Origin of the sequence: Cytobacillus sp. S13-E01 (assembly GCF_029193815.1) — a bacterium.
GTDB lineage: Bacteria > Bacillota > Bacilli > Bacillales > Bacillaceae_L > Bacillus_BV.
Genome location: NZ_JARFVC010000018.1, coordinates 51,730 through 68,390 on the forward strand (window position 1 = coordinate 51,730; position 16,661 = coordinate 68,390).

Here is a 16,661-nt window from a genome sequence, read left to right on the forward strand (position 1 = left end):
AGACGTAGATAGACAGAGACACAAAGTTATACACAACCTTACAATTTTATAAATTCCTTAACAAAGAAAAAGTCGTAAATTGCGACTTTTTCTTTAATTAAGGCAAAGTTCTTCTAAATCTGCGATAACCTTCTCAGCCTCTTCCCATGAATAAATGGAAGCACCTGCAGCTAATGGATGGCCTCCACCTTTGTATCTTTTTGCGATCTCATTGATAATTGGACCTTTTGATCTTAACCGAACCCGTATCTGATCCTCTTCTTCCACGAAAAACACCCAAGCTTTTATGCCATCAATGTTACCCAATATGCTTACAAGCTGCGAAGCAGCTGTTGGTTCAACATTGTACTTTTGGAGGATATCATTCGTAATTACCATTGAAGCTACTCCATTAGAAGTTACATTAAAGTTTTGAAGTACATAGCCACTTAAATGGGCAACATTTTGTTTCGTAGAGTATAGATTTTCATATAAATCTGGAAAAGAAAAACCAAATTCAACTAATTCACCAGCATATGTAAAGGTTTTAGGATTGGTACTTGGAAATAGAAAACGACCCGTATCCCCAACAATACCAGCATAAATAAGGCGTGCTGCCTCTACACTAAGTACAAGACCTTTATCTTTGCCATACTTGTAAAATTCAAATATCATTTCACTTGATGAACTAGCATTTGTATCAACCCACAAAATATCACCATATTTATCTTCATTTGGGTGGTGGTCGATTTTAATAAGCGTTTTCCCAAGATTATAGCGTTGATCACATATTCTTTCCTGGTTAGCAGTATCACAAACAATAACCAATGCCTCATTATATAATTCGTCAGAGATCTCATCCATTTCTTTTAGGAATAGCAACGATTCTTCATCTTTCCCAGTAATATAGACATTTTTCGTAGGAAAGGAAGCTTTCAATATCTCTGCAAGTCCACATTGCGAGCCATAGGCGTCAGGATCAGGACGAACATGGCGGTGAATAATAATAGTTTCAAACTGTTTAACCGTCTCTAATATTTTATCCTTCATTTTGCTCTCCTTCTGACATTTCTAATATTTACCTATAATTTAAACATATAACACTATAATCGCAAAGTGCTAATTAAAATTTCTGTTCAAAAAGGTGGTAAGGAAGGCGGAGGGCGCTCTCGCTCCAGAGGAACATCGACTAAAAACCGCCAAGTCCTGTGGCATGTCGCTACTTGTACATCGCGTACTTTGAAGAATACGACGAAAGAAGCGTTCTTTGCTTGTGCAGGAGGAATTGAATTCCCCCCTAGTTTCTATTCGCTGAAGTTTGACATGCTTATGACCTCAGGTCCGATGGCAGCCGGAGCATGACACCAAAACTAGGTACAAACCTTTTTGCTTTCTTATCTTTCAAAAAATTGCAGGTAGAAATCTTACATGAAAGTATTGTAGAATAAACAATAGCATGTATTTATCAAGGAGGTAGTTTAATGCCTATTTTTGTAATATTAATTATCATTTCATTTTCTTTTTATATTTTCTATAAAGCTAAGTATTTCCGCACAAAACGCCCTGTGGAAAAACAATGGATTTCTGCCAAATCTAGTATGGCTTTAGGTCTATTTGTATCATTTTTTGCGGTAAACCAGTTTTTCCTACGCACCTCTACAGTATCAACAATAGTTGGTATCGTGTTTTTACTAGTTGGTGGTGGAAGTGTCTGGGCAGGCTACCGTGCTTATAAGCACCTTTTACCGTTAGCCATTCAAGAAGCAAAGCAAATTGAATGATTAAGAAAAGCGCAGGGCGCCCGCCTATCGGCGACAAGCATAAGACGAGCCCTGACTGAAGGCGTTTTTTGCCTTCGGGAAGGGATTGGCTTATGACCTCGAGCCGATGGCGTCCGGAGCTAGACACTATAACTAGGTACAAACTTTTATACTTTCTTATCTTTGAACAAAAGCGGGAAGGCGCCCGCCTTTCGGTGCGTCGATTAACACCCGCTACGTCCTGTGGCGAACATCGACATCAGCACATCCCGTGCAAGTCAAGCATAAGACGGTTTATTAAAGAAGGTGGTTTTTTCCTTCTTAAAGGAGTCGGCTTTTAACCATAGAGACGGGTGGCACCTACCGGGGGGTGCTCTTCGCTTTTCTTTTTACCGATCAATTATTTGGACCATCATCAATGCTTTTCCAACTACTACACCTTCATTATAAACTTCAACATCAACCTTACCGAATTTTCTACCAACCTCAAGTACCTTTGGTCTAATATCAATCATACTTTCGATTTGAACAGGTTTAATAAAATAAATTGTTATATTTTCAATAACAAGGTCACCTTTTTTATATACACGTAACACCCGATTGGCTGCCTCCGTTACAATCGTTGTAAATACTCCATAAGAAATCGTTCCAAGATAGTTTGTCATTTGAGGTGATACTTCACAACGATATATTTCTTCACCTTTTTTCTCACCTGCAATTTCAACAAATCGATTGGTAACAATGTCATCGATCGTTTCACCTACCTGTGGTTGTCGGCCAACCATTTGTAATGCTTTTAATACGTCCTGACGGCTTATAATCCCCTGCAGTCTATTGCTTTGATCAACTACTGGAAGTACTTCAATCCCTTCCCAAACCATCATGTGGGATGCAGAAGCTACTGATGTTTTTTCATTTGCGGTCATCGGCTGTCTTGTCATTACTTTATCAATTGGTAGAGAATGATCTTGGCCAATAATATCCTTACCCGACACCATTCCAAGTACCTTCATATGTTGGTCAACTACAGGGAATCGACTATGACCAGTTTCCTTGTTAAAGGTAAACCATTTATCAACAGTATCGTTACTCCTTAAGAACACGGTAGTTTCAAGTGGTGTCAATATGTCTTCAACTAGGACAATTTCTTTTTTTATTAATTGGTCATAGATTGCACGATTAATCATTGTTGCTACTGTAAATGTGTCGTAGCTGCTCGAAATAATCGGCAATTGTAAATCATCAGCTATTTTCTTTACGTGGTCATCTGTGTCAAAACCACCTGTTATCAGAACCGCTGCACCTGCTTGTAAGGCTAACTCATGTGCATTGGTTCGATTACCAACAATTAATAGGTTGCCTGCACCTGTATAGCGCATCATTGCTTCTAGTTTCATAGCCCCAATGACAAATTTATTAAGTGTTTTATGTAATCCCGCTCGTCCACCTAATACTTGTCCATCAACTATGTTTACAACCTCAGCAAATGTTAATTTCTCAATATTTTCTTTTTTCTTTTTTTCGATACGAATTGTGCCAACACGTTCAATTGTACTAACATACCCTTTATTTTCTGCATCTTTTATAGCGCGATAAGCAGTCCCCTCGCTCACCTTCATGTCTTTAGCAATTTGGCGGACCGATATCTTTTCACCTATAGGTAAACTGTCTATATGTTCTAATATTTGCTCATGCTTTGTCGCCAAGCTTCTTCACCCTTTAATGAACTTAGAGTATAATAATGATTTTTCCATTATCTATCTTCTTCATTATAAGGGTGAAAGATCGTATATTCAATGATTGCTATTGATATTGACGTAATCTTCTTCTGTTCTGTGACATTTTACCAACCCGGTTGACCTGCTTCCTGTTTTTCTTTGGAGAATACATTAATCCTACTAAATTACCTCCAATCACAATCAGAGCAAAAACAATCCATGACAACGCGAAAATACCTTCAGGACCAGCAGCACTAATTGTCAATCTAGGTATAGCGTAATATAGAAGTACCCCACAAATAAGTAAGCATAACAATAATCTATTTTTCATTTTTCATCCTCCCAACATAAGCTTGTTTCATTTTATGCTAAAAAGTAAAAAAAAGAAGTACATCATAAATTATAGATGCACTTCTCACCGCATTTTAAACGGTCATTTCATCTCCGGTCTTAAGAACATAACCGACACCATTTTTTAGCTTTTTTATAAATTCGTTTGGATCTTGTTCAATTACAGGAAAAGTATTGTAGTGAACAGGAATGACAACTTTTGCTCGTAACCAATCAGCTGCAATTACAGCATCTTCTGGTCCCATAGTAAAGTTATCACCTATTGGTAAAAAAGCGACATCGATGGAGTTCATTTCACCAATAAGCTTCATATCTGAAAACAAGGCTGTATCTCCAGCATGGAAGATTGTTTTTCCCTCGGCAGAAAACAATATACCAGATGGCATACCTGTATAAGTGATTTGTTTTGTTTCTTCATCGGTATAGCTCGAACCATGGAAAGCTTGTGTAAGCTTTACTGTCCCGAAATCAAACTGATGTTTGCCTCCTATATGCATTGGATGTACGTTAACTCCTTGCCAACCTAAAAAAGTAGCTAGCTCAAACGGTGCTATAACCAAGGCATTATTTTTCTTTGCCAATTCAACTGTGTCACCAACGTGGTCATTGTGACCATGTGTAAGTAAAATGACGTCAACCTGAACATTAGTGTCTAAATCCGTAGAACCGTTTCCAGTAATAAATGGATCAATCAGAATCGATTTTTCACTGGTTATTATTTTCACAACAGAATGTCCATGATACGAAACTTTCAAAATATCATCTCCCAATTATCTTTTTTATACCACCTAACTATTCTATTTCGTTCTTGCAATAATAAATTCCTGCAGTTTTTCCTATTTCCATCAAGAATAGTGTTATGACCTCAGGTCCGATGGAGGCCGGAGCTAGACACAAAACTAAGTACAAAATTTTACGCTTTCACTTATAAATTCATCTATTATAAAAAAGTGTATAAACATTGGGTTGGTCCGTTTACATTTTTCAATCTAGTTGCTACTCTTAACTAAGGAATACAAACTGAGTGAAAACTATTGAATAAAGGTGGGTAACTATGAAACATAGAATTGAAGAATTTTCAAATTGGCTAAAACAAGAAGATATTACTTTTGGATTTATTACATCAACCCCAAATGTTTTTTATTTAAGTGGGTTTTATACAGATCCACATGAAAGACTGTTAGGCTTATGTGTTTTTCCAAATCAAGAACCTATTTTAATATGCCCTAATATGGAAGTTGCACAAGCACGATCCAAGGGCTGGGAATATGAAATTATTGGATATAGCGACACAGATAATCCATGGAATATGATTCATGAGACTCTGAAAAAACGTAATATATCTCCGACAAAAGTGGCCGTTGAAAAAGAACATATGAATGTTGAAAGATATGAATTACTACAGGCGATGTGCGGAAACATCTTTATTGTTGCAGCAGAGGATAAAATGCACCAACTTCGCATGATCAAAGATGATAAAGAGATTGCCCTATTAAGGCAGGCTGCTGAGTTGGCTGATTTCGGAGTCGAAGCTGGGGTTAATGCGATTGCAGAAGGAAAAGCAGAGCTTGAAATTCTAGCAACAATCGAATATGAATTAAAGAAAAAAGGGATAAGTCAAATGTCATTTGCGACGATGGTATTAACTGGCTCCAAAACGACTGCTCCTCACGGAAAACCTGGATTAGATCTGGTTCAAAAAGGCGATTTAGTCTTATTTGATCTTGGTGTAGTACTTGATGGCTATTGCTCTGATATCACGCGAACTGTTGCGTTTGGAAGTATTAATGAAAAACAAACTGAAATATATGAAACAGTTTTAAAAGCCCAATTAGCTGCAGTTGAATCTAGTAAACCTGGCGTAGAAATTGGTATGATTGATACAATTGCTCGAGATATAATTACTAACGCTGGTTATGGTGAATATTTTACACATCGAATTGGTCATGGACTAGGTATTGAAGTGCATGAATTCCCTTCCATGAATGCTACGAATACTATGCAGCTTCAACAAGGAATGTCCTATACGGTTGAGCCTGGAATATATGTTCCAAGTGTTGGCGGAGTTAGAATTGAGGATGATTTGTTGATTACTGAAAATGGAGTCGAAATTTTAACAAAGTACCCAAAAGAACTTCAAATAATCAAGTAAAAAAAAGGCCTTTTTCACATTAGAAAAGGGCCTTTTTAGGTTAGTTCGAAAAGCTTTGTTCAGTGTTTGGAGGTTGATTTTTATCAAATTGATCACATATATAATCAAACAATTTATGATTAAAGTTTTCTTGATTACGAATATAGCTTGTAAGAATATCATATCTTTCTTCCTGCTGGTTCAAATATTCAAGTAGTTCTTGCATCAATGTCTTTTGTTCCTCGATAAACTCTATTAAATCTAGATCATCCTCCATCTTTTTCGTGAATTTCTCTGATAATACATTTTGCACTTCCTCTTGAGTTTGCACATTTACTAAAAGCTGATCATAAAGATTATTTTGGATATTCACTCTTTCTACTAGCTCTCGTTGCTCTTTTCCTTGATTTTCCAAGATAAAATGCAGATGTTTATGCAGTTGTTTTAGGTCATCAAATTCTTTTGTTGCTTGTGTGTTGAAATTCTCCTGATTATCTACAAATTCCAATAATGGTACAAGCTTTTCTTTTTGTTCCTTTAACAATTGTTTATTTTTACTTCTAAGCTTCCTATATTTTTTCGAAAGCTTTTGATAAATATTTTCAATTTGTTCCTTAATAAACTGTTGACTGGTTCTTTTATGTTCAATAAATTCATCCGATACTTTATTATTAACTTGCTTTTGCTCAGCCATAAAATGTATTAATAAAGCAATATCTTCTGCATGTTTTGCTATATGTTCGGATAGATGATGTTGATCTCCTTGCTGTCCTTCTAAGAGGACCTCTAAAGACCTTGCAAATTCTTTTAAGTTTGCAGTATTCCCTAAAATTTTTTCGTTGAAGTCCTCCTGTTTTTCTAAAGTTTCTACTAGAATAGCAATTTGCATACCCTGTTCGATAAGTGTTGCGGATAGTGATTCTTGCTCTTTTTTTTGTGTATTTATTGTTGCTACTAAAGAATGATAATAATCAACAAGGCCTAGCAATTGATTTGTGTTTTTATCATTAATTGTTCCTTGTTTTCTTTCGTGCTCTGAGATAGCTGTAGTTAGCTTTTTATTATAGTTTCCTTGGTCAAAAACAAAGCTTTCAAATTCCCGTTTTAAGGCAGATTGATTGGACATCAAATTACTAAGTAGATTGCTATTTTTTGTAAGTGAATCGAATATTGAATCATTTAATTTGGTTTGACTAGTTATATGTTGGATTATTTTATTAGTGTGGAATAATCTTTGATTTACTTCTTTACCGGAAATTTCGATCTGTTTTGGTTTAAAGACCAATTGGTTCGTACCATTAAAGAAAGTTGGGGAAGTCACATTATGATCTCCTTTGCCTTTTATTCCTTCAAAAGGTTTTATTCGGATAGTTTCCATGAACATCAATTAGGCTGTCGTCTAAAGTTTGGTGGCAACCTGCCTAGTCTCCTTTATATTATTTCGTACTACTATAATATGTGACTCATATTGAGGATATTGCAGGAATCTTTGTGCTGAGGAATTATAAGAAAAGCGCAAGGCGCGCCCGCCTATCGGCGCATCGATTAAAACCCGCCACGTCCTGTGGCCGAACATCGACATCAGTACATCCTGTGCAAGTCAAGCATAAGACGGTGCATTTAAGTGGGGGATGAAGGAACCCCCCCACTAAAGGGAAGTTTCCTTTATCTCTTTTTTAGTTTAATAATATTTTAGCATCTGAATAGGATAAGTCATGTGCTCTTGCAACCGCCTTATAGGTAACATAGCCATTTAACGTATTGATTCCTTTAAGTAGGGCTTCATTATCTAAACAAGCTAGCTTATACCCTTTGTTTGCAATTTGAATGGCATAAGGAACTGTAACGTTTGTTAAAGCGATGGTTGATGTACGTGGTACAGCGCCTGGCATATTAGCAACAGCATAATGAACAACACCATGTTTTTCATATGTAGGATCACTGTGTGTTGTAATACGATCTGTCGTTTCGAAAATACCACCTTGGTCGATTGCGATATCTACGACAACTGAACCAGGTGACATTGCTTGAATCATTTCTTCAGTAACAAGTTTAGGTGCTCTTGCACCTGGGACTAATACAGCGCCAATCACTAAGTCTGATTCTGCGACTGCAATAGAAATATTTAACGGATTAGACATTAATGTTGTAATATCATTACCAAAAATATCATCAAGCTGGCGTAGACGTTCCGGGTTCAAATCAATGATTGTTACTTGAGCACCAAGACCAATTGCCATCTTCGCTGCATTTGTTCCTGCAACCCCACCACCAATTATAGTCACCTTACCACGTCTAACACCAGGTACACCAGCAAGTAAAACTCCTTTTCCACCTTTTGGTTTCTCTAGGAATTGTGCACCAATCTGTGAAGCCATACGCCCTGCCACTTCACTCATTGGCGTTAATAAAGGCAGGGATCCATTTGGAAGTTGAACAGTTTCATACGCAATTCCAACTACTTTATGATCAATTAAAGCTTTCGTTAGTACAGGTTCTGGTGCTAAATGTAAATATGTAAATAAGATTAACCCTTCGCGAAAATATTGATATTCTGATGGTACTGGCTCTTTAACCTTCATAACCATATCCATAGACCAAGCTTCAGAAGCAGTATCCACAACCCTTGCACCTGCAATTAAGTATTCCTCATTAGTAAAGCCTGAACCCATGCCCGCATCTGTTTCAATAAATACTTCATGTCCAGAAGTGATAAGGTTTACAACCCCGGCTGGTGTCATCGCCACACGATTTTCATTATTTTTTATTTCTCTGGGTACACCTATGCGCATTAATTAATTCCTCCTATTAATAAGTCGACTAGCATACTATTTAAAGCAGACGTTTAACCAACTAGAATCTACAAAATAAATACAATTCGCATTGCGTAGATATATATCATTATTACGAAATGTTGTATTTACTATAACACCATTTCCAGAATTGCAAAATCATTGCCTGCCAAAATTGGTAAAATTTTAATACTAAATAATGAACTCTATTTAAACAGTTGAATATTGAGTAAAATACATCCTTAATTTTGTTCTAAAAAGCACAAAAAGATGCTCTTAACATATAGAAGTAAACTCATTAAATAAGAAAAGCGCAGGGCGCCCACTTATCGGCGAAAAGCATAAGACGAGCCCTGACTGAAGGCGTTCTTTGCCTTCGGGAAGGGATTGGCTTATACCATAGAGCCGATGGCGCCTGGAGCTGGACGTAGATAGACAAAGACTCTAAGTTATACACAACCTTAACAATTTTATAATTTCCTAAACAACTACAAAGACTCTCACTTGCATATGAGAGCCTTTTATTTTCGTTCCCAAACCCAAGTATACAATTGGTCTTCTTTCGCCTGCCAATAAACATCCATTCGTTCAATTGACGAAAAACCTTTAGCTTCAAGTGTTTGGGCTAACTCTTCAGCCGTAATATCTTTTCTTATTGGTAATTCTTCAAATAATTTAGTAACTTCTTGTTTCGCTTGTAAACCCTTCATTTCATGCTTTTCTTTACTAAAAACATAGTTAAAAGGATAGTGGTATTCCCATTTTGTTATCTGGTCTGACTCTTTAACCACAACTTTAAAAAGTGTTGAATCCTGTAAGACAGCATATCCATTTGCACTAAATCCAAATAATATTAGAAGTAGAGTAAAGGTAAAAAATAAACCTCTCATGAAAAAATCACCTCAAAATATAGCTTGTGAAAAAAATGGATTTTTTATACATATCAAAAGTTATTTGATATAAACTTGATAACATAAAAAAAAGCAGACCTTTAGTTATAAAAAGGGTCTGCTTTCATGTGTTATTCACCAAAATCGACATTGTGATAAACTCGTTGAACATCTTCTAAATCTTCAAGTGCATCAATTAGTTTTTCAAATTGGACCTGTGCATCCGCTGGAAGAGATATGTCATTTTGCGCAAGCATCGTTAACTCTGCCACGGTAAAATCAGTTATCCCCGCATTTTTCAAGGCTTCTTGAACGGCATGGAACTGTTCAGGTTCTGCATATACAATAACAGCTTCTTCCTCTTCAATAATGTCGCGAACGTCTAAATCTACTTCCATTAATATTTCAAGCACTTCATCGGCTTCTTTTCCTTCAAGTCCAATAACAGCCGTTGCATCAAACATATATGCTACAGATCCACTTACTCCCATGTTACCACCATTTTTACCAAATGCAGCACGCACAGTAGATGCTGTACGGTTCACGTTATTTGTAAGTGCATCTACGATAATCATAGAACCATTTGGTCCAAAGCCTTCATAACGAAGTTCGTCATAGCTTTCTTCTGAACCACCTTTTGCTTTTTCAATAGCACGGTCAATTATCATTCTTGGCACATTGTATGTTTTTGCACGCTCAAGTACAAATTTCAAAGCCTGATTTGATTCTGGATCTGGTTCACCAGATTTCGCCGCTACATAAATTTCAAGTGCAAACTTAGAATAAAGACGACTTGTATTTGCATCTTTTGACGCTTTTTTTTCTTTTATATTGTTCCACTTACGACCCATCAGTTCCACTCTCTTTCAAATTAAATCAATTCAACCGGATATAATCTACTTCTTCAACACTATTAAAATTTAGCCAGCTATTATAAAAAAGCGCAGTTCACCCAGAGCTAGACACCTATACTAGGTACAAAATTTTATATAAATTCTGACATTATCAAAATAGATTAGTTGAAGATTTTACATTCATCCTCTAAATGATATTATACCTCAATTGCATAATTTGTTAAGAGTTTAGTCATAAAAATGGTGTTAAATAAGAAAAGCGCAAGGCGCGTCGATTAAAACCCGCCACGCCCTGTGGCGACATCGACATCAGCACATCCTGTGCAAGTCAAGCATAAGACAAGCCCTGACTGAAGGCGTTTTTTGCCTTCGGGAAGGGATTGGCTTATACCATAGAGCCGATGGCGCCCGGAGCTAGACACTAAAACCAGGTGAAAGTTTTATACTTTCGTACCTTTTAAAAAAACGCATTAGATTTTCCTTGTGAGAAAAACCATGTGCTTTTTTTGTCGTCTCAAATTAGTTGCTTAATCGGTCACACTGGCTATTCAGTAGATAGACTATAACTCCTCGTTTTTCTCTTCTTCTAAAGTGGAGTTCGCTTCACTGAATTGATCTACAAAGCCACTATAGTACGAACTGTAAAGCTGCTCATTTACCTCAAGCGTCCCTGTCTCATCATACATCAACCCTTGAATTGGCATAGACTTTTTCACCATTACTATCAGCTCCTATAAAATCACAATATTTTTGGTACTTACCCTAGTTTCTTTCTTATTGCGGGTGTTATACTTGGTAAAATAGTAAATAAGAACACAACAAAAAAATCGTGAAAAGATTTCTTTCACGATTTTTTTATTATTTATTCTTATTCTTAATGTTCACTAAAACCTTTTTAATCTCACTGAAGCCTGTTCCACCTGCAATATTTCTTCGGTTAATTGCATTATAAGGATCTAATACTTTATAAATGTCTTCCCCAAAGAGGTGGGAAGCCTCCTGATAATCTTCAAGCGGTAAATCAAGTAGAAAAATTCCTTTTTCGATACATTGTAGAACCAACTTCCCAACAATTTCATGAGCATCTCTGAAAGGAAGGCCTTTTGAAGCTAAATAATCCGCAAGTTCAGTCGCATTTGAAAAATCTTGTTTCGTAGCTTTTGACATAGCCTCACTGTTAACTGTAAGTGTATTAATCATTCCAGAAAAAATCTTTAAAGAACCCGTAAGTGTTTGGGCGGTATCAAACATTCCTTCTTTGTCCTCCTGCATATCTTTGTTATAGGCAAGAGGTGTCCCCTTTAGGACTGTTAACAAACCAAACAAATTACCATAGACTCGACCTGTCTTTCCGCGAATCAACTCAGCCATATCCGGATTCTTTTTTTGCGGCATAATACTGCTTCCAGTTGCAAACCTATCATCTATTTCCACAAAGCCAAATTCTTGACTTGACCATAAAATTAACTCTTCGCATAAACGAGAAAGGTGCATCATTGTCATCGAACTATTGCTTAGAAATTCCACTATAAAATCTCGATCGCTGACTGCATCGATACTATTTTCATAGATACCTTCAAAGCCTAATAAACCTGCAGTATAATGTCTGTCAATAGGAAAGGTGGTCCCAGCAAGAGCACCCGCTCCAAGGGGTGATATATTTATCCGCTTTAAAGATTCAGTAAATCTTTCTTTATCCCTCTCTAGCATCCAATAATATGCAAGTAAATGGTGGGCAAATGAAATTGGCTGTGCTCTTTGCAAGTGTGTATAACCGGGCACTATCGTTTCCACATTAACCTCAGCCTGCTTTATTATTGCATCTTGCAGTTCATTTATTAATGTGATGATTTCTTGCACATGCTTTCGTAAATACAGGTGCATGTCTGTAGCAACTTGATCATTTCTACTTCTCCCAGTATGGAGCTTTCCCCCGACAGGACCAATTTCATCTATAAGCATTTTCTCTAGATTCAAATGGATATCTTCATATGCAGCAGTGTAGGCTAATTCTTGTTTTTTTGCTTTTTCAAGTAAAACATGTAGGCCTTGTTTTATTGTTTCTACTTCATCCTCAAGTAAAATCCCACATTTACCTAACATTGTCACATGTGCTAGACTGCCTTGAATATCTTCTTCAACTAACTCCTGGTCAAATGAGATTGAGGCTCCAAACTCATCGACCCACTGTTCAGCACTTTTTGTAAAACGCCCTCCCCACAGTTTTTTCACACATTCACCTTCTTATTAGAAACCATGCTATGAACCTTTGTTGGCAGTCCCCATAATGAAATGAATCCAACTGCAGCTTTGTGATCGAACTCGTCATCTGCAGTATAAGTGGCGAGCTTTTCATTATACAGCGAGTATTCAGATTTACGCCCTTCAACAATCGCATGACCTTTAAACAATTTCACTCGAACGACACCTGTTACGTTTTTTTGTGACTCCTGTAAAAATGCAAGTAAGGCGTCTTTTAGTGGTGAATACCATAATCCATTGTAAATTAATTCTGTCAGTTTACTAGAAATAACTGGCTTAAAATGAGCTAACTCTTTCACTAACGTAATATCTTCAAGTTCTTTATGGGCTTTAAGCAAAGTAATTGCACCTGGACATTCATAAACTTCACGTGATTTAATGCCTACTAATCGATTTTCCACATGATCGATTCTCCCAATACCATGTTTTCCGGCAACCAAATTTAATTCTTCAATGAGTAGACCTAATGAATAAGAAACTCCATTGATGGTTGTCGGTACACCCTTCTCAAAGCCAATTTCAATAATATCGGCTTGATCAGGCGTTTTTTCAAGAGGAGCTGTTAATTCATATGCCTCCTCTGGTGGTGCAGCCCAAGGATCTTCAAGAATACCACACTCATTACTTCTTCCCCAAAGATTTTGGTCAATTGAAAACGGACTTTCTAAATTAATCGGAATCGGGATATCATGATTTTTTGCATACTCGATTTCTTCTTCACGAGACCATTGCCACTCACGAACAGGTGCAATAACCTTCAAATTTGGATTTAATGCTTGGATTGAAACTTCAAAACGAACCTGATCATTACCTTTTCCTGTGCAACCATGTGCGACCGCAACTGCACCTTCAGCTTCTGCTACTTCTACCAATTTTTTTGCAATCAGCGGTCTAGAAAGAGCAGAAACTAACGGGTATTTCCCTTCATACATTGCATGTGCTTGTAGAGCAGGTAAAACAAAGGTATTAGCAAACTCTTCTTTTGCATCAATTACATAAGAAGCAACTGCACCGATTTGCATCGCTTTTTCCTTAACAAAATCTAAGTCTTTTCCTTCACCAACATCCAGACAACAAGCAACAACATCATAGTCCTGTTCCTGTAACCATTTTATTGCAACACTTGTATCTAATCCCCCAGAATACGCTAAAACAATTTTCTCTTTTACCATTTTATAATTACCTCCTAATATGCCAATTAATAATAATTCATATTTATTCATATTTATTCAAATGAGATAGTTATACTTTAACAACACTTTTTACTTTTTTCAATAGTTATTCACTAAAATGTATAAAAATTTTTTATTAAACTGTTAATGGCTGTCAAACATACTATTCATAGTATGTTTCAATGGATTGTCTACCTATAGTATTGTAAAATGGAGAAAGACTAACCTCTTGGGGGTATTACCATGCTAAATAATGTCTTTATATATGAACAAAGATTAGGTATTCCATTACCTAACATAGAGAAGGACTGGGATGAATTTAGTAATGAAGAGCAACATGAAATACTATTACAATGGGAAAAAATACGAGGCAGAATTCCTGATAGAATTGCTGATTTAGAAGACGAGATCAATAGGAAGCAAGCTGAACTTAATGATGAAGATGACTTTCCACGTTCTTGTCTACTAAACTCACAAATTTCTGATCTTGCGTCAATTATCAATGATTTATGGCTTTGGTATAGAATGAACCAAAATGTATCGATGAAAGAGCATAATTAGTTTAAGAAGCTGGTTCTCCTACATAAATAAAACGGCTTATACCCTAGAGACGGGTGACGTCCGGAGTTAGACACTAAAACTAGGTACAAATTTTATCCATGCTTATATTGCTAAAGCAAAAGCACCATACAGGTGCTTTTACTTTAGCTAATTAGAATTTATATCCATAAATTCTAAACGTATTAATGCAATTACTCCTCTGTCCGCCCTTTGGCCTCGCCACTCGCTGAGTTTCCTTTAGAAATTGTTTACAGATCTTTTTTAATTTCCCGCACCACATGCCCTAATTCAGGAATAATCAGTTTTGACATAGCAAGCTTTACAGCACCAGTCGAGCCTGGCGTTGAAAATATTGCAGTATTTAATGCAACACCAGCAATCGCTCTCGATAATATAGCTGAAGATCCAATGTCTTCTGTATAGCTTAACATCCTAAACAGCTCACCAAAGCCAATAATTTCTTTATCTATAATCTGTTGAACTGTTTCAATTGTAATGTCCCGTTTGGCAATACCAGTTCCGCCATTTGTTAATACAGCATCGATTTTGGGATTTTCACACCCAGCTAATATTGCATTTTTAATTAGTGCCTGTTCATCTTTAACGATTTCATACTCAACTACATTATGGCCATTTTCGTTAAGAATAGTAATCATCGCATTCCCACTTTTATCTAATTCCTTAGTCCTAGTATCACTTACAGTAATAACCTTACAATTAATTGACGTAGGAGCTTCTTTTTTATGCTCAATTGAACTCATAGAGTAAGCTCCTCCTTTTCTTTCAAATATCGTAATTGATAGTATTTATTTGCATATTCAGTAACTTTTCGTGTTAGCTGATAATTCATTCCAGCGCCAATCGCCATTCCAACTAATGGAACGCCTTGAACTAACCTTCGTCTAAACATCATAATAAACATTGCCTTAATTATTTGTTTTAAGGGAAGATCAATCCACGATTCGTCTGTAAGAACTTCACTTCCTTCATAAAAGAAGAAATGATTATTTTTACCATTTAATTCATCAATTAAACCCTCCCAGCCCCTATGTTGCATTGAATTTGGTATGGTTGCGGCATGAAAGACTTTTAGTGAAGTCATCATTTCATATGGTGTATTCACTTCATAGCCATATGTCATAGCAATTAATTGGACGACACGTAAATTAATGATCGTCATTGTAGGTATATCCGAACCAAGTAGTAGCAGACCCCCCGCTCCAGTTAATCCCCCCTGGGCAAATGAATATAATTTATGTTTCGCTATTTGATGATTAGCCAAATAGGTAAGCTGATCAATAGACAAATTCTTTAAATCACTTAAGTCTTCAATGTCATCGGCAAATGTCCGCGCTGATGTAAGAATACGTTGCCTTGCTTCCAATTGCAATTGTGTCCCTTGAATACCTGCATGAAGATGAAACAACCAATTATCCAGTTTTGCAAAAAAGTCTTTTCTTACTTGTTCGGGGATTAACTCCAATGATCTTTCTAACCATTTATGATATGTCATTTCAAAGTCTGTAGGTTCGTATTGATAAAGCTTTAGTTCCCATTCTTTAATTTCTTGTAATACTTTTTGTTCCCGTTCAGTTAGAGCCACCGAAAAAACCTCCCGTTACCATTATTCACCTTGATTTATTATATCACAAGCGGGGGCTTACTATTGAATTGGGCCTACTAAGAAAAGCGCAGGGCGCCCGTATTGAGGAACGTCGATTAAATCGTCTTTTGATTACCTTTTTTTACTTTTTTCGGGATTTCGGGCACCAGATTACTCATTTGATTACCGTTTTTTATTTTTTCCCCGATTTCGGGCATCAGATTGCACTTTTGATTACCGTTTTTTATTTTTTCCCCGATTTCGGGCATCAGATTGCACTTTTGATTACCGTTTTTTACTTTTTTCGGGATTTCGGGCATCAGATTGCACTTTTGATTACCGTTTTTTATTTTTTCCCCGATTTCGGGCATCAGATTGCATTTTTGATTACCGTTTTTTACTTTTTCCCCGATTTCGGGCATCAGATTGCACTTTTGATTACCGTTTTTTATTTTTTCCCGGATTTCGGGCATCAGATTGCACTTTTGATTACCGTTTTTTACTTTTTTCGGGATTTCGGGCATCAGATTACTCATTTGATTACCGTTTTTTACTTTTTTCGGGATTTCGGGCATCAGATTACTCATT

At 36.5% G+C, this 16,661-nt stretch carries 16 protein-coding genes and 1 pseudogene; 3 read left to right on the plus strand and 14 right to left on the minus strand.

What is annotated here, in order from left to right; genetic code table 11:
* Positions 1-93: 93 nt before the first annotated feature.
* On the minus strand, positions 94-1,029 hold the full coding sequence (locus PY093_RS12555) for a DHH family phosphoesterase (protein WP_275646217.1): 936 nt from the start codon (positions 1,027-1,029) through the stop codon (positions 94-96).
* 431 nt (positions 1,030-1,460) lie between these two features.
* Between PY093_RS12555 and PY093_RS12560 the strand changes: the two genes are divergently transcribed.
* Positions 1,461-1,760 carry a YtpI family protein gene (locus PY093_RS12560; protein WP_275646218.1) on the plus strand — a complete coding sequence of 100 codons (300 nt, stop codon included), beginning with the start codon at positions 1,461-1,463 and terminating at the stop codon, positions 1,758-1,760.
* Between the two features lie 368 nt (positions 1,761-2,128).
* Here PY093_RS12560 and PY093_RS12565 read toward each other — a convergent pair whose 3' ends face one another.
* From PY093_RS12565 to PY093_RS12575, 3 genes are all read right to left on the minus strand, one after another.
* On the minus strand, positions 2,129-3,445 hold the full coding sequence (locus tag PY093_RS12565; protein ID WP_275646219.1) for a DRTGG domain-containing protein: 1,317 nt from the start codon (positions 3,443-3,445) through the stop codon (positions 2,129-2,131).
* Positions 3,446-3,542: 97 nt separating this feature from the next.
* A complete protein-coding gene (locus tag PY093_RS12570) occupies positions 3,543-3,788 on the minus strand; it encodes a hypothetical protein (protein ID WP_275646220.1) in 246 nt (81 codons plus the stop codon).
* Positions 3,789-3,882: 94 nt separating this feature from the next.
* Positions 3,883-4,563, minus strand: a complete 681-nt coding sequence (locus PY093_RS12575) for a metal-dependent hydrolase (RefSeq protein WP_275646221.1) — start codon at positions 4,561-4,563, stop codon at positions 3,883-3,885.
* 299 nt (positions 4,564-4,862) lie between these two features.
* Here PY093_RS12575 and PY093_RS12580 point away from each other — a divergent pair, with 299 nt between their 5' ends.
* Positions 4,863-5,960 carry a M24 family metallopeptidase gene (locus PY093_RS12580; protein WP_275646222.1) on the plus strand — a complete coding sequence of 366 codons (1,098 nt, stop codon included), beginning with the start codon at positions 4,863-4,865 and terminating at the stop codon, positions 5,958-5,960.
* A gap of 40 nt (positions 5,961-6,000) precedes the next feature.
* On the opposite strand, the gene PY093_RS12585 is transcribed toward PY093_RS12580, so the two are convergent.
* From PY093_RS12585 to PY093_RS12615, 7 genes are all read right to left on the minus strand, one after another.
* A complete protein-coding gene (locus PY093_RS12585; RefSeq protein WP_275646223.1) occupies positions 6,001-7,260 on the minus strand; it encodes a hypothetical protein in 1,260 nt (419 codons plus the stop codon).
* A gap of 355 nt (positions 7,261-7,615) precedes the next feature.
* A complete protein-coding gene (ald, locus tag PY093_RS12590; protein WP_275646224.1) occupies positions 7,616-8,731 on the minus strand; it encodes an alanine dehydrogenase in 1,116 nt (371 codons plus the stop codon).
* A gap of 521 nt (positions 8,732-9,252) precedes the next feature.
* A complete protein-coding gene (locus PY093_RS12595) occupies positions 9,253-9,621 on the minus strand; it encodes a hypothetical protein (RefSeq protein WP_275646225.1) in 369 nt (122 codons plus the stop codon).
* 131 nt (positions 9,622-9,752) lie between these two features.
* Entirely contained in the window at positions 9,753-10,472 is a 720-nt protein-coding gene (locus tag PY093_RS12600) for a YebC/PmpR family DNA-binding transcriptional regulator (RefSeq protein WP_275646226.1), read from the minus strand.
* Between the two features lie 563 nt (positions 10,473-11,035).
* Entirely contained in the window at positions 11,036-11,194 is a 159-nt protein-coding gene (locus PY093_RS12605) for a hypothetical protein (protein ID WP_275646227.1), read from the minus strand.
* Positions 11,195-11,333: 139 nt separating this feature from the next.
* A complete protein-coding gene (gene argH, locus PY093_RS12610) occupies positions 11,334-12,707 on the minus strand; it encodes an argininosuccinate lyase (RefSeq protein WP_275646228.1) in 1,374 nt (457 codons plus the stop codon).
* On the minus strand, positions 12,704-13,909 hold the full coding sequence (locus PY093_RS12615) for an argininosuccinate synthase (RefSeq protein WP_275646229.1): 1,206 nt from the start codon (positions 13,907-13,909) through the stop codon (positions 12,704-12,706). The genes argH and PY093_RS12615 overlap by 4 nt, the downstream gene beginning before the upstream one ends.
* A 243-nt stretch (positions 13,910-14,152) precedes the next feature.
* Here PY093_RS12615 and PY093_RS12620 point away from each other — a divergent pair, with 243 nt between their 5' ends.
* Positions 14,153-14,470: a hypothetical protein gene (locus PY093_RS12620; RefSeq protein WP_275646230.1), complete on the plus strand. Its 318-nt coding sequence runs from the start codon at positions 14,153-14,155 to the stop codon at positions 14,468-14,470.
* 248 nt (positions 14,471-14,718) lie between these two features.
* Here PY093_RS12620 and PY093_RS12625 read toward each other — a convergent pair whose 3' ends face one another.
* The 3 genes and pseudogenes from PY093_RS12625 to PY093_RS12635 all read right to left on the minus strand — a co-directional run.
* The gene (locus PY093_RS12625) at positions 14,719-15,231 is read right to left on the minus strand and encodes a MogA/MoaB family molybdenum cofactor biosynthesis protein (RefSeq protein ID WP_275646231.1); all 513 of its coding nucleotides are present in this window, start codon (positions 15,229-15,231) and stop codon (positions 14,719-14,721) included.
* The gene (locus PY093_RS12630; protein ID WP_275646232.1) at positions 15,228-16,073 is read right to left on the minus strand and encodes an EcsC family protein; all 846 of its coding nucleotides are present in this window, start codon (positions 16,071-16,073) and stop codon (positions 15,228-15,230) included. The genes PY093_RS12625 and PY093_RS12630 overlap by 4 nt, the downstream gene beginning before the upstream one ends.
* Before the next feature lie 116 nt (positions 16,074-16,189).
* Positions 16,190-16,661 (minus strand): annotated as a pseudogene (locus PY093_RS12635) (hypothetical protein); the annotation flags it as partial.